Below are 23,503 nucleotides of genomic sequence, written 5' to 3'. Positions count from 1 at the left end.
TGCATGTCTTGCGCGGCGGGTCCTTCACACTCCACTTGCCCGGAGTTCGTGATCGCCAACCGGCGCGGGCCACCTGGTTGTTGCCGATCAGGAAATGTCAGTTCTCGGAATCAATTGGGTAAAGGGCCGGGCACTTCCGAGGGGTTGCCTGGCAGCCTTGCGATGTCCAAGGTGGGGGAGGGGCCCCTGCGCGGAAGGCGAAGCCGGTTCCGGATGCCGGGACGCCGTTGGAGTGGACCATGGCCGCAACGAAGCCACAGCGCAGTTTCTCGGTGCTGACCTGGCTGCCCGCCGCGGTGATGGCGGTGGTCGCCGTCGGGGACATAGTCACCGGCCCCGGACTCGGCTTCCTGCCCCTGGCCTCCCTCGGGCCGGCCTTCGCCGGACTGGTCGGCGGCTGGCGCCGCACCGCGTGGTTCGGCGCGGCGGCCCTCGCACTCTGTGTCGGACTCGGCCTGTACGACGGCCTGTTCCAGGAACGCAGAGGCTTTCTGGCGATGGTGTCGGTGGTGGGCGTGACCGGCGCGGGCATCGCCGCAGCCGTGATGCGCGGACGCCGGGAAGCCGAGCTGGCCAGCGTGCGGTCCATCGCGGAGGTCGCGCAACGCGTCCTGCTGCGCCCGGTGCCGCTGACCGCGGGCCCGCTCCAGGCGGCGGTGTCGTACACCTCGGCCGTCGCGGAGGCCCGGATCGGCGGCGACCTCTACGAGGTGGTCGCGTCCCCGCACGGCGTCCGCGTGATCGTCGGCGATGTGCAGGGCAAGGGCCTGGCCGCCGTCGAGACGGCCGCCGTGGTGCTCGGCGCGTTCCGCGAGGCCGCGCACGACGAACCCGACCTGGTGGGACTCGGTGAACGCCTGGAGCGGAGCGTCTCCCGCGTCCTGTCCGACGAGAAGTTCGTGACCGCCGTCCTCGCCGAGATCGGTACCGACCACGAGGTGCTGTTCCTCAACTATGGCCACCCGCCCCCGATGGTCGTACGACGCAACGGCACCGCCGACTTCCCGGCACCGCCCGCCTACGCCCCGCCGCTGGGCCTCGGCGGCGCCCACGGCAGCGAGCCCCCGAAGCCGTTCCCCGTACGCTTCGCGCCCGGCGAGCAGCTGCTCCTGTACACCGACGGCGTCACCGAGGCCCGCGACGAGGACGGCACCTTCTATCCGCTCGGCGAGCGGGCGGATCTGCTGAAGGAACCCGACGCGCAGAGCGCGCTGGACTCGCTGCGCGAGGACCTGGTCCGCCATACGGCCGGCCCGCTCCACGACGACGCCGCGATGCTCCTGCTGCGCTACCACGGGCATGCGGAAACAGCGGAAGAGACCTCGCCCCTCGGGTGAGCAAGGGAGGTCTGCGACGGTCTCGCCGTCGCCCCAATTTCCTTGCTGCGTCAATCAAGTAAACTGGTGGCATGACCACGCCCGAGCAGCCACCGCAGCCCATGAGCCCGCACGAAGAGGCGCTGGTGCGCGAACTCGCGCGGGTGATGCTGGTGCTGCCCCGCGCGGTCGACGCCGACATGGTGCGCGAGCAGCGCCTGCCGCTGTCCGAGTACACGACCCTCATGCACCTCTCGGAGGCCCCGGACCGCCGGATGCGCATGAGCGAGCTGGCGTCCGTCTGCAACCTCTCGCTGAGTGGTATGACCCGCATCGTCGCCCGCCTGGAGACACACGGCCTGGTTGGAAGGGAACGCTGCGCCGAGGACGCCCGCGGCTGGAACGCCGTCCTCACCGACCAGGGCCTCGCCCGCCTCCAGGAGGCATGGCCCGCCCACCTCGCCAGCGTCCGGCGCCATGTCCTCGACCACGTCGACGCCGACGACCTGACCCGGCTCCTCGGCGTGATGCGCCGTATCGCCAACTGACCCACCGAGCAGACCCAAGGAGTACGACATGACCACCCCGACCAGTACCGACGGCGTCACGCTCGGTCTCGACACGTTCGGCGACGTCACGAACGGCGCGGACGGCAAACCGCTGACCCACGGTCAGGCCATCCGCCGCCTCGTCGAGGAAGGAGTCCTCGCCGACCAGGTCGGCGTCGACCACTTCGGCATCGGCGAGCACCACACCGAGGCGATGCCCCTGTCGGCGGCGGACGTCGTCCTCGCGGCCATCGCCGCGCGCACCTCGGACATCCACCTCAGCTCGGCTGTCACCGTGATCAGCTCCGACGACCCCGTCCGCGTCTACCAGCGCTACGCCACCCTCGACGCCGTCTCCGCCGGCCGCGCCGAAGTCATCCTCGGCAGAGGATCGAGCACCGAGTCATTCCCGCTCTTCGGCTACGACCTCAACGACTACGAGGAACTGTTCGAGGAGAAGGTCGCCCTCTTCGCCGAGCTGCTCAAGGAGAAGCCCGTCACCTGGTCCGGCAACACGCGTGCCGCCCTCGACGGCATCTCCGTCCACCCGCACAGCGAGACCGGCTCGATCCCCACCTGGATCGGCGTCGGCGGCAGCCCCCAGTCGGTGATCCGCGCCGCCCAGTACGGGTTCTCCCTGATGCTGGCGATCATCGGCGGCGACATAGCCCGCTTCGCCCCGTTCTCCCAGCTGTACCGCCGGGCGCTGGCGGAGTTCGGCCACCCCGCGCGGCCCATCGGCGTGCACGCGCCCGGCCACGTCGCCGCCACCGACGAACAGGCGGTGGAGGAGTTCGTGCCGGCGTTCCAGGAGCTGATTCGCAGCGTGGCGCGGGAACGCGGCTTCCGCACCCCGACCCGCGAGAGCCTCATGCGCGACGTCGGCCCCGGCGGCGCTCTGCACGTCGGATCACCCGAGACCGTGGCCCGCAAGATCGCCGAGACCCTGAAGACCCTCGACGCGACCCGCTTCAACCTGAAGTACGGCATCACCGGAATGCCCCACGACACCCTCATGACCAACATCGAGCTCTACGGCACGAAGGTGGCGCCCCTGGTGCGTGAGCTGATGGCGGACTGAACGCACGGGGGCGCGGAAACTCCGTTGCGGGCCGGGGGCCGTCGCCCGACAGTGGGTCCATGACCGCCCCCACCTCCGCGCCGCCCGGCCTGAGTGTCCGTCCGGCGACCCCGGACGACGCGTCGGCGGTGTGCGCGCTGCTCAACGAGATCGACGTCCTGGAGATCGGCCGCCCGGACACCGAACTCGCCAAGATCCAGACGGACTTGAAGCACCCCGAAGTGGACCTGGAGCACGACTCCTGGCTGCTCTTCGACGGCGCCCGCCTGATCGGGTACGGCTTGCTGTGGGACGACTCGGGCGGCGAGCGGATCGACATCGATCACTACATCGTGCCGGGCCGACTGCTGGGCGCCCTGCACCTGTTCGACCTGATGGAGGCAAGGGCCGCGGAACGCGCCGGCGCCAACGGAGCACCCCGCGCCGTGGTGCATCTGCACCTCACCCTGAACCCCACCATGGACCTGCCCGCACTCCGCGGCCGAGGCTGGCAGCAGGTCCGCCGCTACAACGTGATGGCCCGTCAACTGTCGCCGTCGGCCGACCCGTTGCCCGCCGTCCCGCCCGGCGTGACCCTGCGCCCCTGCCTGGAGGAGGGCGACCGGCGCCGCGCCCACGCGCTGCTCCAGGAGGCCATGACCGAACACTTCGACTTCCAGTACCGCACCTACGCGCAGTGGCTGGACGACATCGACGCCGAGCGGGTCGACTGGTCGCTGATCTGGATCGCCCACGTCGACGGCCTCGGAGACGTCGCGATGCTGCGCAGCCACAACGACCGCGCCTCCATGGCCTGGATCGGCAACCTCGCCGTCCTGCGCCAGGCCCGCGGCCGGGGCCTGGGCAGCCACCTCCTGCGCTACGGCTTCGGCCACTACGCGGCGCTGGGCCGCGACCGCATCGGCCTGGGCGTGGACACCGACAACACGAGCAACGCTCTCGCGCTGTACGAACGGCACGGCATGACCCTCGACTTCGGGGTCGACACCTGGGAGTTGATCCTCCCCGTCACCTGCGCGTGAACGACTTGAAGGTGTGGCTGAAGTACCAGGTGTCCTGGGCGATTCCGGAGCAGTTGTTGGCGCCGCCGGTGCCCACGCAGCCGCCGTTGTCGCGCTGGAGCGCCCAGAAGGAGAGGGTGTTGATGCCCCGGGCCGCGGCCCACTTCTTCACCGTGACCGCGTTCTGAGTGGTGAAGGTCTCCGCCGGGCCGAAGTCGTCGATGCCGGGCATCTCGGTGACGCCGATGGTCTTCCACAGCTTCGCCGGGTTCTTCTTCGGGTGCAGCGCGGCGAGTTGGGCGTGCAGGCCGGCGGCGGCCGTCTTGGTGTCCTCCGCCATGTCGTGGCTGGCGCCGTCGTAGTAGTCGAACGTCATGATGTTGACGACGTCGACGCGCGCGCCGTTGTCGACGGCGTTCTGCAGCAGGGCCACGCCGTTGGGCGCGAGACCGGTGGTGGTCGTCGGCAGCGTGTAGGAGAACTCCACGCTGCGGCCGGTGCGGTCGGCCCAGCGCTGCACCTTGGCGATCGCCTTGTTGCGGCGGTCGATGCCGGCGGTGTTGTTGATGGAGTCGGCCTCGATGTCGAGGTCGATGCGGCTCACGCCGTAGGTCGTGACCAGGCTCTCGTAGACCTTGGCGATGGCGTCGACATCGGTGCAGCTGTCGGCCAGTTCGGTGTTGGTGGTGTCCGCGCTGTAGCCGCCGAAGGACGGGATCACGTTGCCGCCGCGCGCCTGGATGGTGGCGATGTCCTTGCCGAAGGTGGACCTGTCGATCGGCTGGGCGGGCTGGCCGTTCCAGTACGCCGTGCACGAACCGGGCGCCTCGGTCTGCAGGAACGCCATCGTGAGGTACTTGTTGCCCGAGGCCGCGGCCAGCGCGGCCGGACTCTCACCGGTCCACGCCTCGAAGTACGGCGCCGCCACATGGTCCGGCATGGGCTGCGCGCGATGATCGGCGCTCGCGTCACCCCCGCCGAGAGCAACAAGCCCCGCGGACAGGGCGGTTACCGCCGTGCAGGACAGTGACACGCGAAGAGGCCCAGGTCGTCTCATTGACGCTCCCATGCTGAAAGGAGAGAAGCCGCCCCGAACCGGGGCGAACAGCGACCATATTTGGACTAGACCAATCGTCTGTCAAGGTTCTTTACAGTGAACTGACCGGTACGGCGCGGGATTTCGGCGGGAGGCAGCGCTCCGGCTAGTGGTGGTTGTGGTGCTCGTGTTCCTGCTCCGCCTCGCCGTGATCCGGTGAACCGCCCATCATCCGCAGCATCGCCGGTCCGCCGCTGCGCAGGAACCGTACGACCAGGCTCGCGGCCAGCAGCAGGAAGGCGATGTTCAGCCACGTCGTGTAGTTCCAGGTGATCCCGTCGTCCGGGATCTTCGCGTCGGCCTGATCGGGGATCAGGCCGAGACCGCCGAAGGCGAACTCCACGACATAGCCGGCGACGGCCATCGCGGTGAAGAACGTGACCAGCAGGAAGCCGGCCATCCGGGCGCCGTAGTACTTCCGGTAGATGTTCAGGATCGGCAGGATCAGCAGGTCGGCGTAGATGAAGGCGATCACCCCGCCGAAGCTGATGCCGCCCTTCCACAGCACCACCGCCAGGGGCACGTTGCCGATCGAGCAGACGAAGGTCGCGATGGCCACCAACGGGCCGACGAGCGGTCCGACCAGTTTCGCGGCGAGGGGGTGATCGGCGAGGAAGAACGTGTGCCAGAAGCTGTCCGGCACCCAGGCGGCGATGGCGCCCGCGATCAGCAGGCCGGCCACCAGGTCGCGCAGGATCGCGGCCCACTCCATCACGAAGATGTGCGCGACGGACGTGAACCCGTCCCGCGAGAACAGCCGGCGGACGAAACTCCCCTCGCCCCCGATCGACATGTCCATCGCCGCGTGCCCCTCCATGGAACCGGCCAGCCCGCGCTCCGCCTGCTCCTGGGCCCGGTGCAGCAGCTGCTCGCGCAGGAAGAGGCGGAACAGCACCGCGAGCACCACGATCATGATCGGTCCGCCGACGAACTCGGCCGCGGTGAACTGCCAGCCCATCAACAGGGCCAGGATCACACCGAGTTCGACGACCAGATTGGTGGAGGCGATCTCGAAGGCCATGGCCGCGGTGAAGTTGGCGCCCCTGCGGAACAGGGAACGCGCGAGCGCGACAGCGGCGTAGGAGCAGGAGGACGAGGCCGCGCCGAACCCGGCGGACAGCGCCAGCGTGCGCGGCCGGTCGTCACCGAGCAGCCGTACGACCGTCGACCGGCGCACCACCGCCTGGACAACGGCGGAGAGCGTGAAGCCGAGGATCAGCGCCCAGGTGACCTCCCAAGTCATCGAACCGGCAATGGACAACGCGTGCCCGATCGCTCCCATGAACCCGCCCCTCTCCGGTGTGCGTCTGGCAGGACTATACCCCCAGGGGGTATCCGGCGCACGGAGGGCGGCGGCTATGGCGACGGCTGCCACTCGACCCGCAACGGGTCGCGCCTGCTGAACCTGCCGATGTGGGTGGTGACGAGATCCTGAAGTCGCCCCAGGTTCTCCTGGTCCCCGGCCTCGACGCGCACGCGCAGCAGGCCGGGGGTGGCCCGGAGGGTGTTGTCGAAATGCTCGCAGAGTTGCACGAGATACCGGCTGGGGCGTTCGGTGGCTATGTGGGCTTCGGCGGTGTGCATGGGTTCCTCGGTTCGGTCGTCCGGTTTCTCGGCGCCTGCTTCATCGACAGATTTATCGATACACTGTGTCGCTGTCAATGCAATCTGTATCGACGGTGGCGATATGTATGCTGAGGCCGTGCCGAAGCTCTGGAACGAGACCATTGAGGAGCACCGCCGCGCCGTACGCGACGCGGTGCTGGAGACCACGGCGGTGCTGGTGACCGAGCGCGGGCTGCGCTCGGTGACGATGTCGAAGATCGCCGAGGAGAGCGGGATCGGCCGGGCCACGCTGTACAAGTACTTCCCGGACGTCGAGTCGATCATGACGGCGTGGCACGAGCAGCAGATCACCGGGCAGCTGCGCGAACTCGCCGAACTCCGGGACGGCCCCGGCGGCGCGGGCGAGCGGCTGCGAACTGTACTGGAGGCCTTCGCGCTCATCCAGCAACGGCGCCACGGCCACGGCCCCGAACTCGGCGCGCTGCTGCACCGGGGCGACCAGGTCGCCGGCGCCGAGCAGCACCTCCACCGCTTCCTGAGCGAACTCCTGGCGGAGGGCGTGCGGTCCGGTGACATCCGTGACGACGTCTCCCCGGACGAGCTGGCGACCTACTGCCTCCACGCCCTCGCCGCGGCGGGTGTCCTGCCGTCCAGAGCGGCGGCACGACGACTCGTCTCGGTCACCCTCACGGGGCTGCGCCCGTCGGCCGCAGAATGACCGGGCTTCCGGGCTTCGACGTGCTGCTGGCGCGGTTGGCGAGTCACCGGCAGCTGGACATCGCCGACCTGTCGAGATCGGCGGCGATCCCGGAACCCGGACTCCGCGCCGTGTTCGAGGGGACGGTGCCGAGCCCTTCGTTCCTCCGGAGGCTCGCGCCGGTGTTGCAGCTGCACGCCGCCGACCTGTTCGTGATCGCGGACGTGCCGGTACCGGACGAACTGGCTCCGCTGGACGCGCGGGCGGCAGGGCTGGTCGCGGGCCTCATGAAGGAAGCTGTCGGCCTGCCACCGGAGCACAGGCGCCGGTTGCGTCGACTCGCCCGTTCGCTGCCCCAGGAGAACCGCACGGAGCCGGTTCGGACACCGCGGGTGTACGAACGGTTCGAACGCGGTCCTGGTGGCGTGCTCATACACATGACCGGCAGTCGCAACCTGAGCTGGACCGGGATCGCCCAGACCTTTCTGTGCCTGACGGGCCGGTACTGGGCCGCGTCCACGTACGGGGCGGTGGGCAACGGCCGTAAGGAACTCACCCCCGACCTGCTGGCCGACTTCGCGACCGTCCTGGGAATACCCGCCGACACCCTGTCCGTGCTCACCGGCGTCGACCTGCCCGACGGCACCCAGCCCCCCGCTCCCGCGGCGGCCGACGCGGCCCAACTGCTCTGGGACGTACGGCGCCTGACCCTCGATCAGGTACAACAAGTCGACGACGTGGCGAGGACGAAGCCGCACGCATGACGGAAGGCGACCGTTCAACCGATCGGTTGAACGCGACTTCAACCTCTCGCACATTCCTCGCTCCGCACGGACGACGCGAACGGCCTCTGGGCGGCTGAAGAATCACGAATGACCATGGCGCCGGGTTCCCGCCCACGCAGCCCATGGCTTCGAGCCCCCCATCAGAGAGGTCCCACAGCGTGTCCAGCTTCCTCAGCAGACGACGTGTACTTGCCGGCGGAGCCGGTGCCGCCCTCGGAATGAGCGTGCTCGGTGCCACGGGCGCGACCGCCTCCGCTGCCCCGTCCCTCCGGTCCTCGCGGGAGGAGACCAGGTCGCTCGACGACCTGTACCGGGCCGCGCTCGCGGACGGTGGCAAGCTCGTGATCTACGCCGGTGGTGACACGCCGACCCAGCAGGACGCCACCAAGGCCGCCTTCCGGAAGCGTTTCCCCGACATCGATCTGACGCTGATCGTCGACTACAGCAAGTACCACGACGTACGCGTGGACAACCAGTTCGCCACCGACACCCTCGTACCCGACGTCGTACAGCTCCAGACGCTGCAGGACTTCACGCGCTGGAAGGAGCAGGGCCGACTGCTGCCCTACAAGCCGGCCGGGTTCTCGAAGGTCCACGACGGCTTCAAGGACCCGCAGGGCGCCTGGGTGGCCATCGCCGCGGTGGCCTTCAGCTTCCTGTACGACGTCGCCGCGGTCGGTGCGGACGCCCCGAAGTCCCCGCTCGAACTGATCGACCCGAAGTGGAAGGGGAAGATCGCCTCGCCGTACCCGCACGACGACGACGCGGTCCTCTACCTGTACTCGCTGTACGTGCAGCAGTACGGCTGGGAGTGGGCCGCCGCGCTCGCCGGGCAGGACGTGCGGTTCGCCCGCGGCGCCGACTCCCCGATAGGCGCGGTCTTCGGCGGGGAGAAGATGATCGGCCTCGCCACGGCGGGCACGCCGGTCTCCACGACTCCCGTGAAATGGGTTGTCCCCGAAGGCCACCCCTTCATGGCCTGGGGCCAGCGCGCGGCGATCCTGAAGCAGGCCAGGAACCCGACGGCCGCCAAGCTCTACCTCAGCTGGCAGCTGTCCGACGCTCAGCAGCGCGCGTCCTTCAACGGCTGGTCGGTACGGACCGACACCACGCTCCCTGCGGGACTGAAGCCGATCTGGGAGTACCCGAACGCACACATCGACGGCTTCCCCCGTTTCATGGCCGACCGTGCGGCGATCGAGCGCTGGAAGCAGACCTTCGCCCTCTACTTCGGCGAGGTGAAGGGCGATCCCACGCCGGGCTGGCCGGGGCTCCACCCGGGGGCGTGACGGACCCCACTGTTCACGCCGGTCATACAGGTGGTCGATAGACTCGGGAGCCCTGTCCGGATCTTTCGTCCCAAGGGGATCTGCCGTGTCCGCTCGCGTCCCACTGACCGCCCGCGGCAGTCGGCACACCCTGGAGCACGTCTCCCATTTCGCGTTGTTCCTCGTCGTCGGGGCGGGCTTCGTCCGGCTCGCCCTGATCGACGTCCCGTTGTGCTGGTACATCGTGAGCGTCAGCGGAGCGCTGGCACTGGTGTACGCGGCCGGGCTGACGTGGTGGGACCGGCTCGGGTCGCTCGGCCGGCGCGCGTGGGTCCCCGCACTGGTTCTGCTGTGGACCGTCCTGACCTTCCTCACCCAGGCACCGCTGACAACCGCCTACGTGTGGTGCGCCGTTCCGCTCGCCTGCGCCGCCCTGCGCGTGCTCGGCAGGCGTGCCGCCGTGGTGACGGTGGCCGTGATCACCGTCGTACTGGTCGGGTCGCTCGTCCGGTCCACGGGCCGGTTCGATCCCGAAGTCGCGCTGGTTCCCGTCGCGGCGGTGTGGGCGACCGTCGCCCTCTACCGGAATCAGCAGCGGGACGCGGCCGTCCGCCAGCGGCTCGTGGAGGAGTTGCGGGACACGCGGGACACCCTCGCCGAGCAACAGCGGGAGGCGGGCGTGCTGGCGGAGCGGACCCGTATCGCCCGCGATCTGCACGACACGCTGGCCCAGGAACTCGCCGGCAGCGTGATGCTGCTCCAGGCGGCCCAGCGCGACTGGGACGAGCGGCCGGACCAGGCCCGCACCAGGGTCCGTGCCGTGGCCGACGGCCTGGGCACCAACCTGGCGGAGACCCGGCGGATCATCCGCGATCTCACGCCCGCCGCGGTCGCCGAGGAGGGTCTGGAAGGCGCACTGCGTCTGTTGTGCGCTCGATCGAGAACGGAAGGCGCCGGGGCTCAGGTCCAGTTCCGTACGGTGGGTGCGCAGCGGCCGGAACTCGACGACCACGTGGCCACCACACTCTTCCGGGTCGCACAGAGCACCCTGGCGAATGTACGCGAACACGCCTACGCGGGAAGTGTGGTGGTCACCTTCCGGCGGCACCGGGACCGGGTGGAACTCGAAGTGACGGACGACGGGCGGGGATTCGACCCCGCCGCGGCCTTCGCGGCCGGTGCCCGCGCGGACCGCGGATTCGGGCTGCCCGCGGCCAGAGCGCGACTGCGTGAGTGCGGGGGAGACCTCGACGTGAGCAGCGTGCCGGGCCGGGGGACCAGGGTTCGCGCCACGGTGTCCGCCCCGTCCCGGATTCAGCCGCTGGTGCCTCTCGTCGCGGCAACCGCCTCATGACCGCCGGACCGCTCCGCGTCCTGATCGCGGACGATCACGCCGTCGTACGGGCCGGGCTGCGCGCTCTGCTCGACGGCGAACCGGACCTCGACGTGGTCGCCGAGGCCGGCAGCGGTGAGGAAGCGGTACGCCTGGCAGCCCTGTTGACGCCCGACGTCGCGCTGATGGATCTGCGGTTCGCCGGGCCGGGGAGCGGGATCGACGGCGTCGAGGCCGTCCGTCGGCTAGCCGGGCGGGCGTCGAGTGTGGCGGTGGTGATGCTGACCAGTTATGCCGGACGGGCCGATGTCGTACGGGCGTTGGAGGCGGGTGCCCGCGGTTATGTGCTGAAGGCGGGGCCGCCGGAGGAACTGTTCCAAGCCGTTCGTACGGCCGCCGCCGGCTCGGTCGGGCTCGCGGCGGAGGTCGTCGGCGAACTCGTCGGCCAAGTGGTTGATCCCGCACGGGAGTTGACCGAACGCGAGGTCGAGGTCGTCCGGCTGATGGCCGAGGGGCGCAGCAACCGGGCCATCGCCGAGGCGTTGTTCCTCAGCGAGGCCACGATCAAGACCCATCTCGTGCGGATCTACCGCAAGTTCAAGGTCGACAACAGGGCGGCGGCCGTGTCGGAGGCCGTCCGCCGGGGGCTGCTCGAACTCAGCTGACGGGCCGGCGTACTACGGCGACAGCCCTGGGGGAGAGCACGGGGAAGCCGTCGTCGCCCGCGGTGCCGACCAGGAGCTCCCCGGACAGGCCGGTCAACGGCACTGTCCTGTCGGTGCGGTTGACCAGGAACAGGTAGCGGCTGTCGGTGTTGCGGCGCACGGTCAGTTCGACGTCTCGCCTTGCCCCTGCCGGAAGTTCGCTGTCGACACCCGCGGGTGCGAGCAGCCGGGGGAGGAGGCCGGTGAGGCCGTCCCGGCCCAGCCGGGTGGAGACGTAGGCGGCCGAACCTCCGCCCACCGTACGGCGGGTGACGGCGGGGCGGCCGGTGTACGTGCCGCTGCGGTAGTGGGCCAGCACCTCCACCTCCGGGTCGGTCACCGTGATCCGGTCGGTCCACAGGGAGCCCGTGGCGGTGCCGCCGAGGTCCAGCTCGACCGTGTCGCCGTCGAGCAGCGGGCCGAACTCCTCGATGCGGATGCCCAACAGGTCGCGCAGGGCGCCCGGGTAGCCGCCGAGCCAGATGTGGTCGTTCTCGTCGACGACACCGGAGAAGTACGTGGAGATCAGGTGGCCGCCCTGCTCGACGTAGCGCGTGAGTTCCTTGGACAGGGCCGCCGGGATCATGTGCAGTACGGGTGTGATCACCACGTCGTAGCGGTCGAGGGCGGTCCGCGCGGTGACGATGTCGGCCCTTACGCCGAGGTCGAGGAGGGCGGAGTACCAGTCGAGCGCCTCCTGCCGGTAGTCGAGCCGGTCGGTGGGGTGCGAGTCCTGCTCGCTTGCCCACCAGGACTCCCAGTCGAAGACGATGCCGACCCGGGCGGTTTCGCGGTCCGTGCCCGCGACGGGGGCCAACGTCCGCAGGGTGCGGCCGAGTTCGGCCACCGCGCGGAAGACCTCGCTGTCGGCACCGGCGTGCGGCACCATCGCGGAGTGGTACTTCTCGGCGCCGGCCGCCGACTGGCGCCACTGGAAGTAGCAGACGGCGTCGGCGCCGTGCGCGACGTGCAGCAGCGAGTCACGGGCCAGGTCGCCGGGGCGCTTGGCCACGTTGACGGGCTGCCAGTTGACGGCGCTGGTGGAGTGCTCCATCAGGAACCACGGCTTGCCGGAGGAGATGCCGCTGACGAGGTTCGCGGAGAAGGACAGCTCGTCGCGGTCCTGCGAACCCGGCATGACGTAGTGGTCGTTGGAGACGAAGTCGATCTCGGCGGCCCAGTCGGCGTAGTTCATGCCCTTGGTGCCGCCCATCACCATGAAGTTGGTGGTGACCGGCACGCCCGGGGTGATCTCGCGCAACAGGTCGCGCTCCGCGCGCAGATGGTCCTTGAGCGCGTCGGAGGAGAAGCGCTTGAAGTCGAGCTGCTGGGTCGGGTTCGGGAAGGACGCGGCCAGCCGGGGCGGCAGTATCTGCTCCCAGTCGCTGTACCGCTGCGACCAGAACGCCGTGCCCCAGGCCTGGTTGAGGCTCTCGACGGTTGAATAGCGGGCGCGCAGCCAGTCACGGAAGGCGCGGGCCGCGTCGTCGGAATAGTCGTAGACGTTGTGGCAGCCCAGCTCGTTCGAGACGTGCCAGGCCACGAGCGCGGGGTGGTTCGCGTACCGCTCGGCCAACTTCCGTACCAGGCGCAGCGCGTGCTCGCGGAAGACCGGCGAGGTGGGACGCCAGTGCTGACGGCCGCCAGGCCACAGGGTTTCGCCGGCGGCGGTCACCGGGAGGATCTCCGGGTACTCCGTGCTCAGCCACGGCGGCGGGGACGCGGTGGCGGTGGCCAGGTCGACGCCGATGCCGCCCGCGTGCAGCAGGTCCATGATCTCGTCGAGCCAGCCGAAGTCCCAGTCATCCCGGGCCGGTTGGATGCGGGCCCAGGAGAAGATCCCCACCGAGACGATGTTGACGCCGGCCTCGCGCATCAGCCGGATGTCGTCCTCCCACACCTCGCGAGGCCACTGCTCCGGGTTGTAGTCGGCGCCGTAGGCGAGACGGGGCGTGGCGTCACCGTCCGGCCCGTGCCGCAACTGGGACAGGAGGGTGGAGATCATGGGGGTCCTTCCGGTGACTGCACAGGTGGAACGAGACGCGGGGTGGAATCCGGGCGGGCCGCCGCCGGGCGAGTGCTGCTCGGCGGCGGCTCCCGAGGAGATGCCGATTACGTCGAACCGGCTACGTCGAGCGGGTCACTTCGAGACCGTGAAGCCCTGCTCGTTGCCGTACTTGATGGAGGCGTCCTGCCAGCTCTTCAGACCCTGGGCCAGCGTGGTGCCCGAGATGTAGGCCTTGCCGACGGTGTCGTTGAAGATCGAGTTGGCGTACTGCTGGAAGGGCAGGTACGACCAGTCGGAAGCGACCTCGGACGCGGACTGCGCGAAGATCTGGTTGGCCTTCTGGCCGCCGAAGTACGGGAACTCCTTGTTCAGGAACGCGGAGGACTGGAGTTCCGCCTTGGTCGCCGGGAAGGCGCCCTGGTCGACACGGGTCTGGACACCGGCGCCGGCGTTGGCGTACTCGACGAACGCGTAGGCGAGTTCCTTGTTCTTGCCCAGCGTCGGCAGGGCGAGGGACGAACCGCCGTTCTCCGCGCTGGCCTTGGCACCCGCGGTCCACTGCGGCATCGGGGCCGCGCGCCAGTCGCCGGAGGCACCGGCCACGCCGCTGACGAAGTTGGCGGGCATCCAGGCACCGGTGGTCAGGGTGGCGATGGTGCCGTCACCGAGGCCCTTGTACCAGTCGTCGGTCCAGCCGTTGATGGGCGAGACGAGCTTCTCGTCGAGGAGCTTCTGCCAGGTCTCCGTGTACTTCTTGGCGCCCGCGTCCTCGAAGTTGACCGTCACCTTGGTGCCGTCGACCTTGTAGGGGCGCGAACCGGCCTGCCACAGCATGCTGGTGGTGAAGCCCGCGTCACCGGCGTCGTTGGCGATGTACGCCTTCGGGTCGGCCTTGTGCAGCTTGCGGGCCGCGACGACGTACTCGTCCCAGGTGGTCGGGACGGCGATCTTGTACTTGTCGAAGACCTTCTTGTTGTAGAACATCGCCATCGGGCCCGAGTCCATCGGCAGGCCGTAGACCTTCGAGCCGTCACTCACCGCGTTCCACGGACCGGCCGTGTACTTGGACGCCAGCTTGGCGGCGCCGTACGGCGCCAGGTCGCTGAGACCCTTGGTCAGGGAGTACTGGCTGAGCGCGAAGTACTCGACCTGGGAGACGTCCGGGACGCCCTTCCCGGCCGCGATCGCGTTCGACAGCGCGGTGTAGTACTTGTCACCGGACTTGTCGCTGACCAGGTTGACCTTGACCTTGGGGTACTTCTTCTCGAAGTCGGCCGCGACCTTCTTCAGGGTGGGCTCCCAGGCCCAGACCGTGACCGAGCCGCCCTTCTTCAGGGCCGCCTGGATGTCCGAGGCGGAGACGGCCTTGGTGCTGGAGCTGTCGTCGCCCGAACTGCCGCACGCGGTCGCCCCCAGGGAGAGGACGGAGAGGAGGGCGAGGCCGCGCAGCAGGCGGCCGGTGGTTCTGCGCATGGAGATGCTTCCACTTCTTCGTGGGTGGGACTTCTTGAGGGTGGGGTTATTCCTTGACGCTTCCGGCGGCGAGACCGGACTGCCAGTACTTCTGCAGCAGCAGGAACGCGGCGATCAGCGGCACGATGGTGAGCAGCGAACCGGTGATCACCAGGTTGAAGATGACGTCGCCGCCGATCGTCTGGGCCTGGGAGCTCCAGGCGCTCAGACCCAGGGTCAGCGGGTACCAGTTGGGATCCCTGAGCATGATCAGCGGCAGGAAGTAGTTGTTCCAGGTCGCGACCGTGGTGAACAGCAGCACCGTGACGACACCGGGGGCGAGCAGCGGCAGCGAGACCTGGAAGAAGGTGCGGATCTCGCCCGCTCCGTCCATGCGGGCGGCTTCGAGGAGTTCGACGGGGATGGCCTCGGTGGCGAAGACCCACATCAGATAGAGGCCGAACGGCGAGATCAGCGAGGGGATGATCACCGCCCACGGGGTGTCCGTCAGCCCGATCTTGCTGAACATCAGGAAGGTGGGCACCGCGAGGGCCGTGCCGGGGACGGCGACGGCGCCGATGACAACGGCGAAGATCGCGCGCTTCCCGGGGAAGTTGAACTTCGCCAGCGCGTAGCCGCCGAGGATCGCCAGGAAGGTGGCGCCGCCGGCGCCGAGCACGACGTAGAGCAGGGTGTTCAGCAGCCACCGGCCGAAGATGCCGTCGTGGTAGGTGAACGTGTCATGGATGTTCGACCAGAGGGCGAAGCGGTGGGCGAACCACAGGCCGTTCGAGTCGGCCAGCCCCGACTGGGTCTTGGTGGCGCTGATGACCAGCCAGATCAGGGGCACCACGGTGTAGACCAGGATCAGACCGGTGAGCACGGTCAGCAGCACACTGCGCCTGGGGCGCCCGGGGGTGTGCTTCTTGCGGGGGGTGCGCAGCCGGGGCGCGCTCCGGGAGCCGCCGCCGGACGGTGCGGGCGCCGACGCGGAGGCGGTGGTGACGGGGGTGCTCATGGTCAGGCTCCCTTGCGCATGCCGCGAAGCTGCACGACATAGGCGATGACCATGGTGATCAGCCCCATGATGATCGCGACCGCCGCGGAGTAGTTGTGCTGCTGGCCGTTGAAGGACAGCGAGTACGTGTAGAAGTTCGGGGTGTAGTCCGTGGTGATCGCGTTGCGCGCCAGCGGTCGCAGGATGCTCGGCTCGTTGAAGAGCTGGAAGCTGCCGATGATCGAGAAGATCGTCGCGATGACCAGCGCGCCGCGGATCGCGGGGAGCTTGATGGCGGTGATGACGCGGAACTGCCCGGCACCGTCGATCTCCGCGGCCTCGTACAGCGAGGTCGGGATGACCCGCAGCGCGGAGTAGAAGATCAGCATGTTGTAGCCGACGAACTCCCAGGTCACGATGTTGCCGATCGACGCCAGCACCAGGTGTGTGGAGAGCGGGTCGGGCAGCGTGACGCCGAAGGCGCTGTTGATGTCGCCCACCAGACCGAACTGGGTGCCGTACATGAAGCCCCACATCAGGGTGGCGACCACCGCGGGCACGGCGTACGGCAGGAAGATCGTGATGCGGAAGAAGTCCCGGCCGAAGAGCCGGCCGCTGTCCAGGGCGAGGGCCACGAACAGGGCGATGCCGAGCATGATCGGCACCTGGATCACCAGGAACAGCGAGACCCGCTCCAGAGAGGACCAGAACTGGTCGTCCTGGAGGGCCTGCGTGTAGTTGTCCAGGCCGACGAAGTGGTTTCCGCCGATGAGCTGGTTGCGGTACAGGCTGAGATAGACCGAGTACACGATCGGAGCCAGGAAGACGAAGGCGAAGACCACCGCGAAGGGGCCGATGAAACCCCACCCTGTCCAGGAACGGCGGTCCCGTTTGGCCGATGGCCGGACCGGGGGCCGATTCGCGGCCGCAGGGGGCTGAAGCGTCGTCATGTAGTTCCTCGCTCGTCCATCTCGGAACCGGCGTCACACGCCGTCGCGATGGTTGCGTAAACACCCAGGTCCGAGAGGGTCCCGGCCTGTTATGTTTACGTAAACATCTGATGGCGGCATGTCTACACTGCCCCAATGTCGGTGGTCAAGGGCCGTTTGGAGAAACGTGCCCCAGGCAATCGGATCGATAGGGGAAGGAGACGGGTGGACACAGCGCACAGTGCCTCGGCCGGCACCGAGGAGCCCCGTAGACGGGGCGGGAAACGGGTGATGCGGCGCGCCCCGAGCGCGTCCATGGCCGACGTCGCACGCCTGGCCGGCGTGTCCTCGCAGACCGTCTCCCGGGTGTCCAACGGTTACGCGGGCGTGAACGAGGAGACCCGGCAGCAGGTCCTCGCCGCCATGAAGGAACTGGGCTACCGGCCCAACAGCGCCGCTCGCGCGCTCAAGCGGGGTGAGTTCCGCACGATCGGCGTGATCACCTTCAACCTCTCCACCACCGGCAACATGCGCACCCTGGAGGCGATCGCCACCTCCGCCGCGCACGAGGGCTACGCCGTCACGCTGCTGCCGGTCGCCGTCCCCACCCAGGACGAGGTGCGCGGCGCCTTCTCCCGGCTGGGCGAACTCGCCGTCGACGCCGTCATCGCGATCATGGAGGTCCACCTCCTCGACGCCGCGACCATCTCGCTGCCGCCCCACGTCCAGGTCGTCGTCGCCGACTCCGACGCGGGCGACCGCTACAGCGTGGTCGACACCGACCAGAACGGCGGGGCGCGCGCGGCCGTACGGCATCTCCTCGACCTCGGCCATCGCACCGTCTGGCACCTCGCCGGACCCGAGGAGTCCTTCGCCGCCCAGCGCCGCGCCGACGCCTGGCGCGCCGAACTCACCGACGCGGGGTGCCCGGCGCCCCCCGTGGTGCGCGGCGACTGGTCCGCGGAGTCCGGCTACCGCGTGGGCCTGGAACTCGCCCAACAGACCGACTGCACAGCCGTGTTCGCGGCCAACGACCAGATGGCCCTGGGCCTGCTGCGGGCCCTGCACGAGCGCGGCCGGCGCATCCCCGAGGACGTCAGCGTCATCGGCTTCGACGACATCCCCGAGGCCGGCTCCTTCCTGCCGCCCCTGACCACCGTCCACCAGGACTTCGCCGAGGTCGGCCGGCTGTGCGTGCAGGGTGTCCTGCGGCGGATGCGGGACCGGGGCGACGAGCACGGCACCACCTTGGTGCCGACCGAGCTCGTGGTGCGCGCGAGTACGGCGGCGCCCGCCCTCGCCGTGGACGAGTAGCGGGCGCATGGTCTTTCCGGCCCGCCTCAACGGGCGGGCCGGGTACGGGAGTTGGTCAGGCGGTCGTCTCCGGGCGGCCGGGCCGGGACCAGTGGGTGTGGAAGGTGCCGGAGCGGTCGGTACGCCCGTAGGTGTGGGCGCCGAAGAAGTCGCGCTGGCCCTGGAGCAGGGCCGCAGGCAGCCGCTCGGCGCGCAGCGTGTCGTAGTGCGACAGCGCGGCGGAGAACGCCGGGACGGGGATACCGCGGCGGGCCGCGGAGGCGACCACCTCGCGCCAGGGGACCTGCGCGTCGCCGATCTCCCGCGCGAAGGTCTCCTCGCCGAGCAGGCTGACCAGACCCGGGTCGGCCGTGTAGGCGGCGCGGATCCGGTCGAGGAAGGAGGCGCGGATGATGCAGCCGCCGCGCCAGATCCCGGCGACCGCGGCGAGGTCGATCGACCAGCCGTACTCGGTGGCCGCGTCCTGGATCATCTTCCAGCCCTGGTCGTAGGCGATGACCTTCGACGCGTACAACGCCTGTTCCACCTGGGCGGTGAAGCGTTCGGCCTCGGTGCGGCTGAGCGGGGGAGTGGTGCCGCCGGGCAGTCCGCGGTAGGCCGCGCGCAGGTCCGCCTGGCTGGAGGAGGCGCGGGCGAAGGTGGCCTGGGCGATCGCGGTGACCGGCGAACCCAGCTCCAGCGCGGTCTGCACGGTCCAGCGCCCGGTGCCCTTCTGGCCCGCCGCGTCCTTGACGATGTCGACGAACGCCCCGCCGGTCTCCGCGTCCGTGTGGGCGAGGACCTCGGCGGTGATCTCGATCAGATAGGAACCGAGCCGTCCCTCGTTCCAGCGGCGGAAGACGTCCGCGATCTCGGCGGGGCTGTATCCGCCGACCTGGCGCAGCAGGTCGTAGGCCTCGGCGATGAGCTGCATGTCGGCGTACTCGATGCCGTTGTGCACCATCTTCACGAAGTGCCCGGCGCCGTCGGTGCCGATGTGCGTGGAGCAGGGCTCCCCGTCGACCTTCGCGCTGACGGACTCGAACATCGGGCCCAGCACGGCGTACGACTCCGCCGAGCCGCCGGGCATGATCGACGGCCCGTTCAGCGCGCCCTCCTCGCCGCCGGAGACCCCGGCGCCGACGAAGTGGAGGCCCTGTTCGCGCAGGGCGGCCTCGCGGCGGCGGGTGTCGGCGAAGTGGGCGTTGCCGCCGTCGATGATCATGTCGCCGGGCTCCATGAGCGCGGCGAACTCGTCGATGACGGCGTCGGTGGCCGGACCGGCCTGCACCATGATCATCAGGCGGCGGGGGCGTTCGAGGGCGGCCACGAACTCCTGTGCTGTCTCGGCCGGGACGAAGGCACCCTCGTCGCCGTACTCCTTCATCAACTCGTGGGTCCGGTGCGGCGACCGGTTGTGGACGGCGACCGTGTAGCCGTTGCGGGCGAAGTTGCGGGCCAGATTGCGGCCCATCACACCCAGGCCGGTGACGCCGATCTGCGCGGTGGCGTCGGCGGCTGGGCTGTTCGGTGCGGATGCGTTCATGGGGTGCCTGTTCTCCGGGTCGGTGGCGTGGCGGGTCGGCGCGGGGCGCCCATGACCGCTGGTACGTGTGTGATCGCGGATTGACTCGAACTTCTCCATGATTCCGTGTGATTCCGGCTGATGCCGCCGACCGCCGCACGGTGTGTCGCGCCGGATGCGAAGATCGCTCCCCTGGGAGGGAGCGGCCATGGGTGACATACGGGTGACGTGTGCGACGTTCAACGTGCTGCACGGCCAGCTGATCAGGCCGGACGGCCACCCGGCCGCCGCCCGCCCCGACGACGCCTCGGCACCCCTCGCCGAAGCCGTCGCGTCCCTGGACGTCGATGTGCTGGCCCTCCAGGAGGTCGACCGCTTCCAGGAACGCTCCGGCCGCGTCGACCAGGCGGCGGTCGCCGCCGCCGCGCTGGGCGCCCTCGACTGGCGCTACGCGACCGCGCTGCACAGCCGTTTCGTGCCGGGCCGGGGGTGGGTCAACGACCCGGCCGAACCCGCGCCGCGCGTCCACGGAACCGAGGCACTGGAGCCCGAAGTCCCGTCACAGGGCGTCGCGTTGCTGTCCCGGCTGCCGGTCCGCGAGTGGCGGGCCCTACGGCTCCCTCCGGGCCCGCTGGCCGTGCCGCTGAAGGTGGCCGGGCGGACCGCTCCGGTGCTGGCCCGCGATCAGCCCAGGGCCGCCCTGGCCGCCGTACTGGAAGGACCGCGCGGCCCGTTCACCGCGGTGGCCGTCCATCTCTCGTTCGTACCGGGCTGGAACGTCCGCCAGTTGCACACCGTCCGCCGCTGGATCGCCGATCTGCCCCAACCCCAGCTGCTGCTGGGCGACTTCAACCTGATCGGCGCGCTGCCCAGGGTCGCCCTCAACGCGACCGCGCGCCGGAGCTGGCGGGGTCCGGCCGGGCGGGCGACCTACCCCTCGCACCGCCCGCGCGTCCAGCTCGACCACATCCTGGCGAGGGGGCTCGACGCGGACGCGGTGGGGACGGCGCACACACCGCGGACGGCGATCTCGGACCACCGGCCGCTGGTGGTGGAGCTGTCGCTGTGACCCGGTTCAGTTCCACAGGGGATAGGTCACGACGTGCGCGAACCTGTCCGGCCTTCCGTCGGTGTAGGTCAGGCTGATCCGGCCGTACTGCCGTACCCCCGGATGCCGCTTCCACGTCTGCGCGTTGTCGAGCCGGACGACGACCGGATACGAGTGGAACTTGCCCGCCGCGCAATAGGGTTTGCAGTCGTTCACCCAGTTGACGCCCGTCGCCGTCGCGGAGTTGGCGTCCCAGTTGGTCCAACGCAGCGATGCCAGACGGCTGTTGCCGTCACCGCAGGCGAGCACGAAGTCGGCGGGGCGCACCTCGGGATGCCAGAGGCAGTCGACCAGCACGGGGACCGCGGACTGCCGCTGGGAGACCGGTTGCGCGCGCACCGTCGCCGGGGCCGCGGACGAGGTGTCCACGGCCGGCGCGAGCAGGGCGGCGGCACAGACCGTGACGAGTCCGACCATGGTGTGTTTGTACATGTCCGCTCCCGGCCGCCTGTTCGTACCCGTCGCTCCGCACCCGCACCGGTGGTGGGCCCGCCCGGCGAGACACGGTCGTCGTCCGTCTTCCCGTTCGACGCTACGACCGTGTCCTGGGTTCCACCACTCGTACAGACCAACGACGCGGCCCGCCGGGAGTAGCGGGGTGCACGCGACCGGCGCCGGGAAACCCCGGCCCCGAGCGGCTCAGGCGGGCCGTACGGCGCCCCGGATGGCGGCCGAACCGGCGTAGAAGATCGACTCCTCGCGTATCGGCGTGCCGGGGCTCGGCGCGTGGATCATCAGGCCGTTGCCGGTGTAGAGACCGACGTGGTCGATGCTGTCGTAGAAGAAGATCAGGTCGCCGGCGCGGATGTCCGTGAGGGGGACGAGGGCGCCCGCGCCCGACTGTTCCTGGGCGGTGCGCGGGAGCAGGACGCCCGCCGCCTTCCAGGCGGCCTGGGTGAGGCTGGAGCAGTCGTACGCGTCCGGTCCCGCCGCGCCCCACAGGCACGGCCTGCCGATCTGTGCGCGGGCGAAGGCGAGGGCGGTGGCGGTCTTGCTCTGGGTGCCGGCGTCCGGTGCGGTGGGGGTGACGCTGGCGGGCGTCGGGCTCATGGGCGGGGCCGGAGGGAGCGTGACTTCCGGGGCCATGGCCGGAGGGGCGGGGGGTGCGAGTGCGGGGGCGACGGACGGGGCCGCGGCGAAGGAGACCTCGGGGGCGGGGGCGGTCGGCTGCCACTCCTGCTGCGGCGGGCGCCAGGACGGTTCCGGTGCGGGCTGCCAGGCGGGCTGGGCCGGGGGCTCCTGGGGGATCAGAGGCATCTGCCCCGTGGACCAAGCAGGTTGCTCGGTCACTGCGGGCATCTGCCCTGTCGACCAGGTCTGTTGCTCGGTCACTGCGGGGAACTGGCCGGTGGACCACGGCTGTTGCTCGGTCACCATGGGCATCTGTCCGGTGGACCAGGTCTGTTGCTCGGTCACCATGGGCATCTGTCCGGTGGACCAAGTGGTCTCCGGCGCGGACCAGGCCGTCTCCGGGAGCGGCCAGGTGGCGCCCGTCGGCGCGGTCTCGGTGCGCGGTGCGCCGATGGCCGGGAGCAGGTCCAGGCTCGCGGTGAGCGGGTCGAAGGCCGGTGCCGGGGCGGTCGCGTACTGCTGTGGTGCCATGACGCTCCCGGGCGGCACCTCGACGGCCGAAGCGGGCGGTACCGGCGGCAGGTCGAGGACGGTCGCCGGAGGCATCTGCGACATCTGGGCCTGAGCCATCTGTGCGATCTGGGCGATCTGAGACATCTGCGACGCCTGCGACATCTGGGCCTGAGGCACCTGCGTCTGCGACATCTGCGGCATCACAGGTGTCTGTTGTGCGCCGGGAGGCAGCGCGGCGATGGGTGCTGCGGTCAACTCCAGTGCGGGGGCCGTGAGTTGCGGGGCGGTGGGCTCCGGTGCGGCGGTGGTCCCCGCGGTCAGTTCGGCCACGGCGCGGCCGGGCTGCGCTTCGAGCGCGCGGTCGGTGCTCTGGGGCTCGGGACGTCGTTCGGACCGCTCGGGGCGGGATTCCGCCGGGCGGGCCGGGGTCCTGCCGGGCGGCAGGATCGCCGGTACGGTCGGGCCCAGTTGGGTGCGGGCGCGGTCGAACAGTTGCCGGGTGACGGCTTCGACGGCGGGGTCGGAAGGACGTGACGCGCTGGGGCGGGACTCGACACGCTTGCGCGGTTTCCCGGACATCGCACGTGTGGCGTTGTAGTTTCCGGTGGCCGTCTCGGCCCTGTCGTAAAGGGAGTTGATCCGCCGCTGGACTTCGTCGCGGCTGGGTCGGTCGTCCACGGTGGGGCCACTGCCTCCGGTGCGCGTGCGTCGTTCTGCCGGCATGGCAGACCTGCTCCTTCCGCTTCGCGCCTACCGGGTTAGCTGTCGGGTTCGGGCGTCGATCACGGAAGGTTTGCCCTACGGTCCTTGCCCTGAAGGGCAGTTGGACCGATTCACCCCAAGTTCGGTTGGGTCCCCGGCTCCGGCTGCCGCGAGCGACACGCCGGACTCGGCGCAAGCCGTGCGGCCCGGCGCCGATCGCCGGAGTAGGTCGTACGGCCTGAACGTCAACTTAGCCAACGTGTGTGCCTCGTGTGAAGGTTGAAGCGCGATATGTCCGATACGTATTTGTGACCTTTACCTCGCCCTGGTGTGTCGAGGGGGCAGGAGCCCGCCGGGGCCGGTGATCCATAAGAGGTCGCTATGAATTTCTGGGACGGTTGAACACACCGGGACCGGGCTCCGTATTGGGTCGGGGGATTTCCATGCCGGGACGAGCCGGGCCGACCGATACGTGTAGGAGCAACTTCCTTGGCACGCAACACGCGCAGA

Annotated in this window: 21 protein-coding genes and 1 riboswitch; of the genes, 11 read left to right on the top strand and 10 right to left on the bottom strand. The window is 69.8% G+C overall.

Annotated elements, in window-relative coordinates:
• Positions 1–239 precede the first annotated feature (239 nt).
• The 4 genes from OH768_RS02470 to OH768_RS02455 all read left to right on the top strand — a co-directional run bounded on the left by OH768_RS02470 (position 240) and on the right by OH768_RS02455 (position 3,967).
• Complete coding sequence (locus tag OH768_RS02470; RefSeq protein ID WP_406449514.1) at positions 240–1,337, top strand: PP2C family protein-serine/threonine phosphatase; 1,098 nt, start codon at positions 240–242, stop codon at positions 1,335–1,337.
• A gap of 71 nt (positions 1,338–1,408) precedes the next feature.
• On the top strand, positions 1,409–1,864 hold the full coding sequence (locus OH768_RS02465; protein ID WP_406449512.1) for a MarR family winged helix-turn-helix transcriptional regulator: 456 nt from the start codon (positions 1,409–1,411) through the stop codon (positions 1,862–1,864).
• A gap of 28 nt (positions 1,865–1,892) precedes the next feature.
• Positions 1,893–2,945 carry an LLM class flavin-dependent oxidoreductase gene (locus OH768_RS02460; RefSeq protein WP_406449510.1) on the top strand — a complete coding sequence of 351 codons (1,053 nt, stop codon included), beginning with the start codon at positions 1,893–1,895 and terminating at the stop codon, positions 2,943–2,945.
• Between the two features lie 59 nt (positions 2,946–3,004).
• Positions 3,005–3,967 (top strand): GNAT family N-acetyltransferase, encoded by a 963-nt coding sequence (locus OH768_RS02455; RefSeq protein ID WP_406449508.1) that lies wholly within the window; start codon positions 3,005–3,007, stop codon positions 3,965–3,967.
• On the opposite strand, the gene OH768_RS02450 is transcribed toward OH768_RS02455, so the two are convergent.
• The 3 genes from OH768_RS02450 to OH768_RS02440 form a co-directional block, all read right to left on the bottom strand.
• Positions 3,954–4,886, bottom strand: a complete 933-nt coding sequence (locus OH768_RS02450; protein WP_406449506.1) for a chitinase — start codon at positions 4,884–4,886, stop codon at positions 3,954–3,956. The genes OH768_RS02455 and OH768_RS02450 overlap by 14 nt on opposite strands.
• A 262-nt stretch (positions 4,887–5,148) precedes the next feature.
• A complete protein-coding gene (locus OH768_RS02445) occupies positions 5,149–6,324 on the bottom strand; it encodes a permease (RefSeq protein ID WP_406449504.1) in 1,176 nt (391 codons plus the stop codon).
• A 74-nt stretch (positions 6,325–6,398) separates the two neighbouring features.
• Positions 6,399–6,626 (bottom strand): DUF2218 domain-containing protein, encoded by a 228-nt coding sequence (locus OH768_RS02440; RefSeq protein ID WP_406449502.1) that lies wholly within the window; start codon positions 6,624–6,626, stop codon positions 6,399–6,401.
• A gap of 118 nt (positions 6,627–6,744) precedes the next feature.
• On the opposite strand from OH768_RS02440, the gene OH768_RS02435 reads away from it, so the two are divergent.
• The 5 genes from OH768_RS02435 (at position 6,745) to OH768_RS02415 (ending at position 11,356) form a co-directional block, all read left to right on the top strand.
• Positions 6,745–7,326, top strand: a complete 582-nt coding sequence (locus tag OH768_RS02435; protein ID WP_406449500.1) for a TetR/AcrR family transcriptional regulator — start codon at positions 6,745–6,747, stop codon at positions 7,324–7,326.
• Positions 7,323–8,069 carry a hypothetical protein gene (locus tag OH768_RS02430; protein ID WP_406449498.1) on the top strand — a complete coding sequence of 249 codons (747 nt, stop codon included), beginning with the start codon at positions 7,323–7,325 and terminating at the stop codon, positions 8,067–8,069. The genes OH768_RS02435 and OH768_RS02430 overlap by 4 nt, the downstream gene beginning before the upstream one ends.
• Before the next feature lie 179 nt (positions 8,070–8,248).
• On the top strand, positions 8,249–9,379 hold the full coding sequence (locus tag OH768_RS02425; protein WP_406449496.1) for an ABC transporter substrate-binding protein: 1,131 nt from the start codon (positions 8,249–8,251) through the stop codon (positions 9,377–9,379).
• Positions 9,380–9,464: 85 nt separating this feature from the next.
• Positions 9,465–10,712, top strand: coding sequence for a sensor histidine kinase (locus tag OH768_RS02420; protein ID WP_406449494.1), 1,248 nt, complete (start codon positions 9,465–9,467; stop codon positions 10,710–10,712).
• Positions 10,709–11,356, top strand: a complete 648-nt coding sequence (locus tag OH768_RS02415; RefSeq protein ID WP_406449492.1) for a response regulator — start codon at positions 10,709–10,711, stop codon at positions 11,354–11,356. Before OH768_RS02420 ends, OH768_RS02415 begins: the two co-directional genes overlap by 4 nt.
• Here the strand turns inward: OH768_RS02415 and OH768_RS02410 are convergent.
• From OH768_RS02410 to OH768_RS02395, 4 genes are all read right to left on the bottom strand, one after another.
• Positions 11,349–13,400, bottom strand: a complete 2,052-nt coding sequence (locus OH768_RS02410; RefSeq protein ID WP_406449490.1) for a beta-galactosidase — start codon at positions 13,398–13,400, stop codon at positions 11,349–11,351. The two genes, OH768_RS02415 and OH768_RS02410, sit on opposite strands and share 8 nt — an antisense overlap.
• Before the next feature lie 135 nt (positions 13,401–13,535).
• On the bottom strand, positions 13,536–14,876 hold the full coding sequence (locus OH768_RS02405; protein WP_406449488.1) for an ABC transporter substrate-binding protein: 1,341 nt from the start codon (positions 14,874–14,876) through the stop codon (positions 13,536–13,538).
• A 46-nt stretch (positions 14,877–14,922) separates the two neighbouring features.
• Entirely contained in the window at positions 14,923–15,873 is a 951-nt protein-coding gene (locus tag OH768_RS02400) for a carbohydrate ABC transporter permease (RefSeq protein ID WP_359604097.1), read from the bottom strand.
• A gap of 2 nt (positions 15,874–15,875) precedes the next feature.
• Complete coding sequence (locus OH768_RS02395) at positions 15,876–16,802, bottom strand: carbohydrate ABC transporter permease (protein WP_406449485.1); 927 nt, start codon at positions 16,800–16,802, stop codon at positions 15,876–15,878.
• A gap of 294 nt (positions 16,803–17,096) precedes the next feature.
• Here OH768_RS02395 and OH768_RS02390 point away from each other — a divergent pair, with 294 nt between their 5' ends.
• Positions 17,097–18,095 (top strand): LacI family DNA-binding transcriptional regulator, encoded by a 999-nt coding sequence (locus OH768_RS02390; RefSeq protein ID WP_406465116.1) that lies wholly within the window; start codon positions 17,097–17,099, stop codon positions 18,093–18,095.
• Positions 18,096–18,150: 55 nt separating this feature from the next.
• Here OH768_RS02390 and gndA read toward each other — a convergent pair whose 3' ends face one another.
• A complete protein-coding gene (gene gndA, locus OH768_RS02385; protein WP_406449483.1) occupies positions 18,151–19,620 on the bottom strand; it encodes an NADP-dependent phosphogluconate dehydrogenase in 1,470 nt (489 codons plus the stop codon).
• 187 nt (positions 19,621–19,807) lie between these two features.
• Here gndA and OH768_RS02380 point away from each other — a divergent pair, with 187 nt between their 5' ends.
• Complete coding sequence (locus OH768_RS02380) at positions 19,808–20,668, top strand: endonuclease/exonuclease/phosphatase family protein (protein ID WP_406449481.1); 861 nt, start codon at positions 19,808–19,810, stop codon at positions 20,666–20,668.
• Positions 20,669–20,674: 6 nt separating this feature from the next.
• Here the strand turns inward: OH768_RS02380 and OH768_RS02375 are convergent, their stop codons facing one another.
• Positions 20,675–21,139, bottom strand: coding sequence for a hypothetical protein (locus OH768_RS02375; RefSeq protein WP_406449479.1), 465 nt, complete (start codon positions 21,137–21,139; stop codon positions 20,675–20,677).
• Between the two features lie 207 nt (positions 21,140–21,346).
• Complete coding sequence (locus OH768_RS02370) at positions 21,347–23,014, bottom strand: NlpC/P60 family protein (RefSeq protein ID WP_406449477.1); 1,668 nt, start codon at positions 23,012–23,014, stop codon at positions 21,347–21,349.
• A gap of 8 nt (positions 23,015–23,022) precedes the next feature.
• Positions 23,023–23,196: riboswitch (cyclic di-AMP (ydaO/yuaA leader) on the bottom strand.
• Positions 23,197–23,503 lie beyond the last annotated feature (307 nt).

It is taken from the genome of Streptomyces sp. NBC_01622, assembly GCF_045209635.1.
In the GTDB taxonomy this organism is placed as follows: domain Bacteria; phylum Actinomycetota; class Actinomycetes; order Streptomycetales; family Streptomycetaceae; genus Streptomyces.
Note: the sequence above shows the minus strand (reverse complement) of the source record. Positions and strands in the feature narration are given on the sequence as shown.

What these genes read in the sequence shown, in the direction of transcription:
- OH768_RS02400 (WP_359604097.1), bottom strand. Translation starts at nt 15,873, where the DNA reads ATGAGCACCCCCGTCACCACCGCCTCCGCGTCGGCGCCCGCACCGTCC.
- OH768_RS02430 (WP_406449498.1), top strand. Translation starts at nt 7,323, where the DNA reads ATGACCGGGCTTCCGGGCTTCGACGTGCTGCTGGCGCGGTTGGCGAGT.
- OH768_RS02415 (WP_406449492.1), top strand. Translation starts at nt 10,709, where the DNA reads ATGACCGCCGGACCGCTCCGCGTCCTGATCGCGGACGATCACGCCGTC.
- OH768_RS02465 (WP_406449512.1), top strand. Translation starts at nt 1,409, where the DNA reads ATGACCACGCCCGAGCAGCCACCGCAGCCCATGAGCCCGCACGAAGAG.
- OH768_RS02370 (WP_406449477.1), bottom strand. Translation starts at nt 23,014, where the DNA reads ATGCCGGCAGAACGACGCACGCGCACCGGAGGCAGTGGCCCCACCGTG.
- gndA (WP_406449483.1), bottom strand. Translation starts at nt 19,620, where the DNA reads ATGAACGCATCCGCACCGAACAGCCCAGCCGCCGACGCCACCGCGCAG.
- OH768_RS02470 (WP_406449514.1), top strand. Translation starts at nt 240, where the DNA reads ATGGCCGCAACGAAGCCACAGCGCAGTTTCTCGGTGCTGACCTGGCTG.
- OH768_RS02375 (WP_406449479.1), bottom strand. Translation starts at nt 21,139, where the DNA reads ATGTACAAACACACCATGGTCGGACTCGTCACGGTCTGTGCCGCCGCC.
- OH768_RS02410 (WP_406449490.1), bottom strand. Translation starts at nt 13,400, where the DNA reads ATGATCTCCACCCTCCTGTCCCAGTTGCGGCACGGGCCGGACGGTGAC.
- OH768_RS02390 (WP_406465116.1), top strand. Translation starts at nt 17,097, where the DNA reads ATGGCCGACGTCGCACGCCTGGCCGGCGTGTCCTCGCAGACCGTCTCC.
- OH768_RS02450 (WP_406449506.1), bottom strand. Translation starts at nt 4,886, where the DNA reads ATGCCGGACCATGTGGCGGCGCCGTACTTCGAGGCGTGGACCGGTGAG.
- OH768_RS02460 (WP_406449510.1), top strand. Translation starts at nt 1,893, where the DNA reads ATGACCACCCCGACCAGTACCGACGGCGTCACGCTCGGTCTCGACACG.
- OH768_RS02395 (WP_406449485.1), bottom strand. Translation starts at nt 16,802, where the DNA reads ATGACGACGCTTCAGCCCCCTGCGGCCGCGAATCGGCCCCCGGTCCGG.
- OH768_RS02405 (WP_406449488.1), bottom strand. Translation starts at nt 14,876, where the DNA reads ATGCGCAGAACCACCGGCCGCCTGCTGCGCGGCCTCGCCCTCCTCTCC.
- OH768_RS02440 (WP_406449502.1), bottom strand. Translation starts at nt 6,626, where the DNA reads ATGCACACCGCCGAAGCCCACATAGCCACCGAACGCCCCAGCCGGTAT.
- OH768_RS02455 (WP_406449508.1), top strand. Translation starts at nt 3,005, where the DNA reads ATGACCGCCCCCACCTCCGCGCCGCCCGGCCTGAGTGTCCGTCCGGCG.
- OH768_RS02445 (WP_406449504.1), bottom strand. Translation starts at nt 6,324, where the DNA reads ATGGGAGCGATCGGGCACGCGTTGTCCATTGCCGGTTCGATGACTTGG.
- OH768_RS02380 (WP_406449481.1), top strand. Translation starts at nt 19,808, where the DNA reads ATGGGTGACATACGGGTGACGTGTGCGACGTTCAACGTGCTGCACGGC.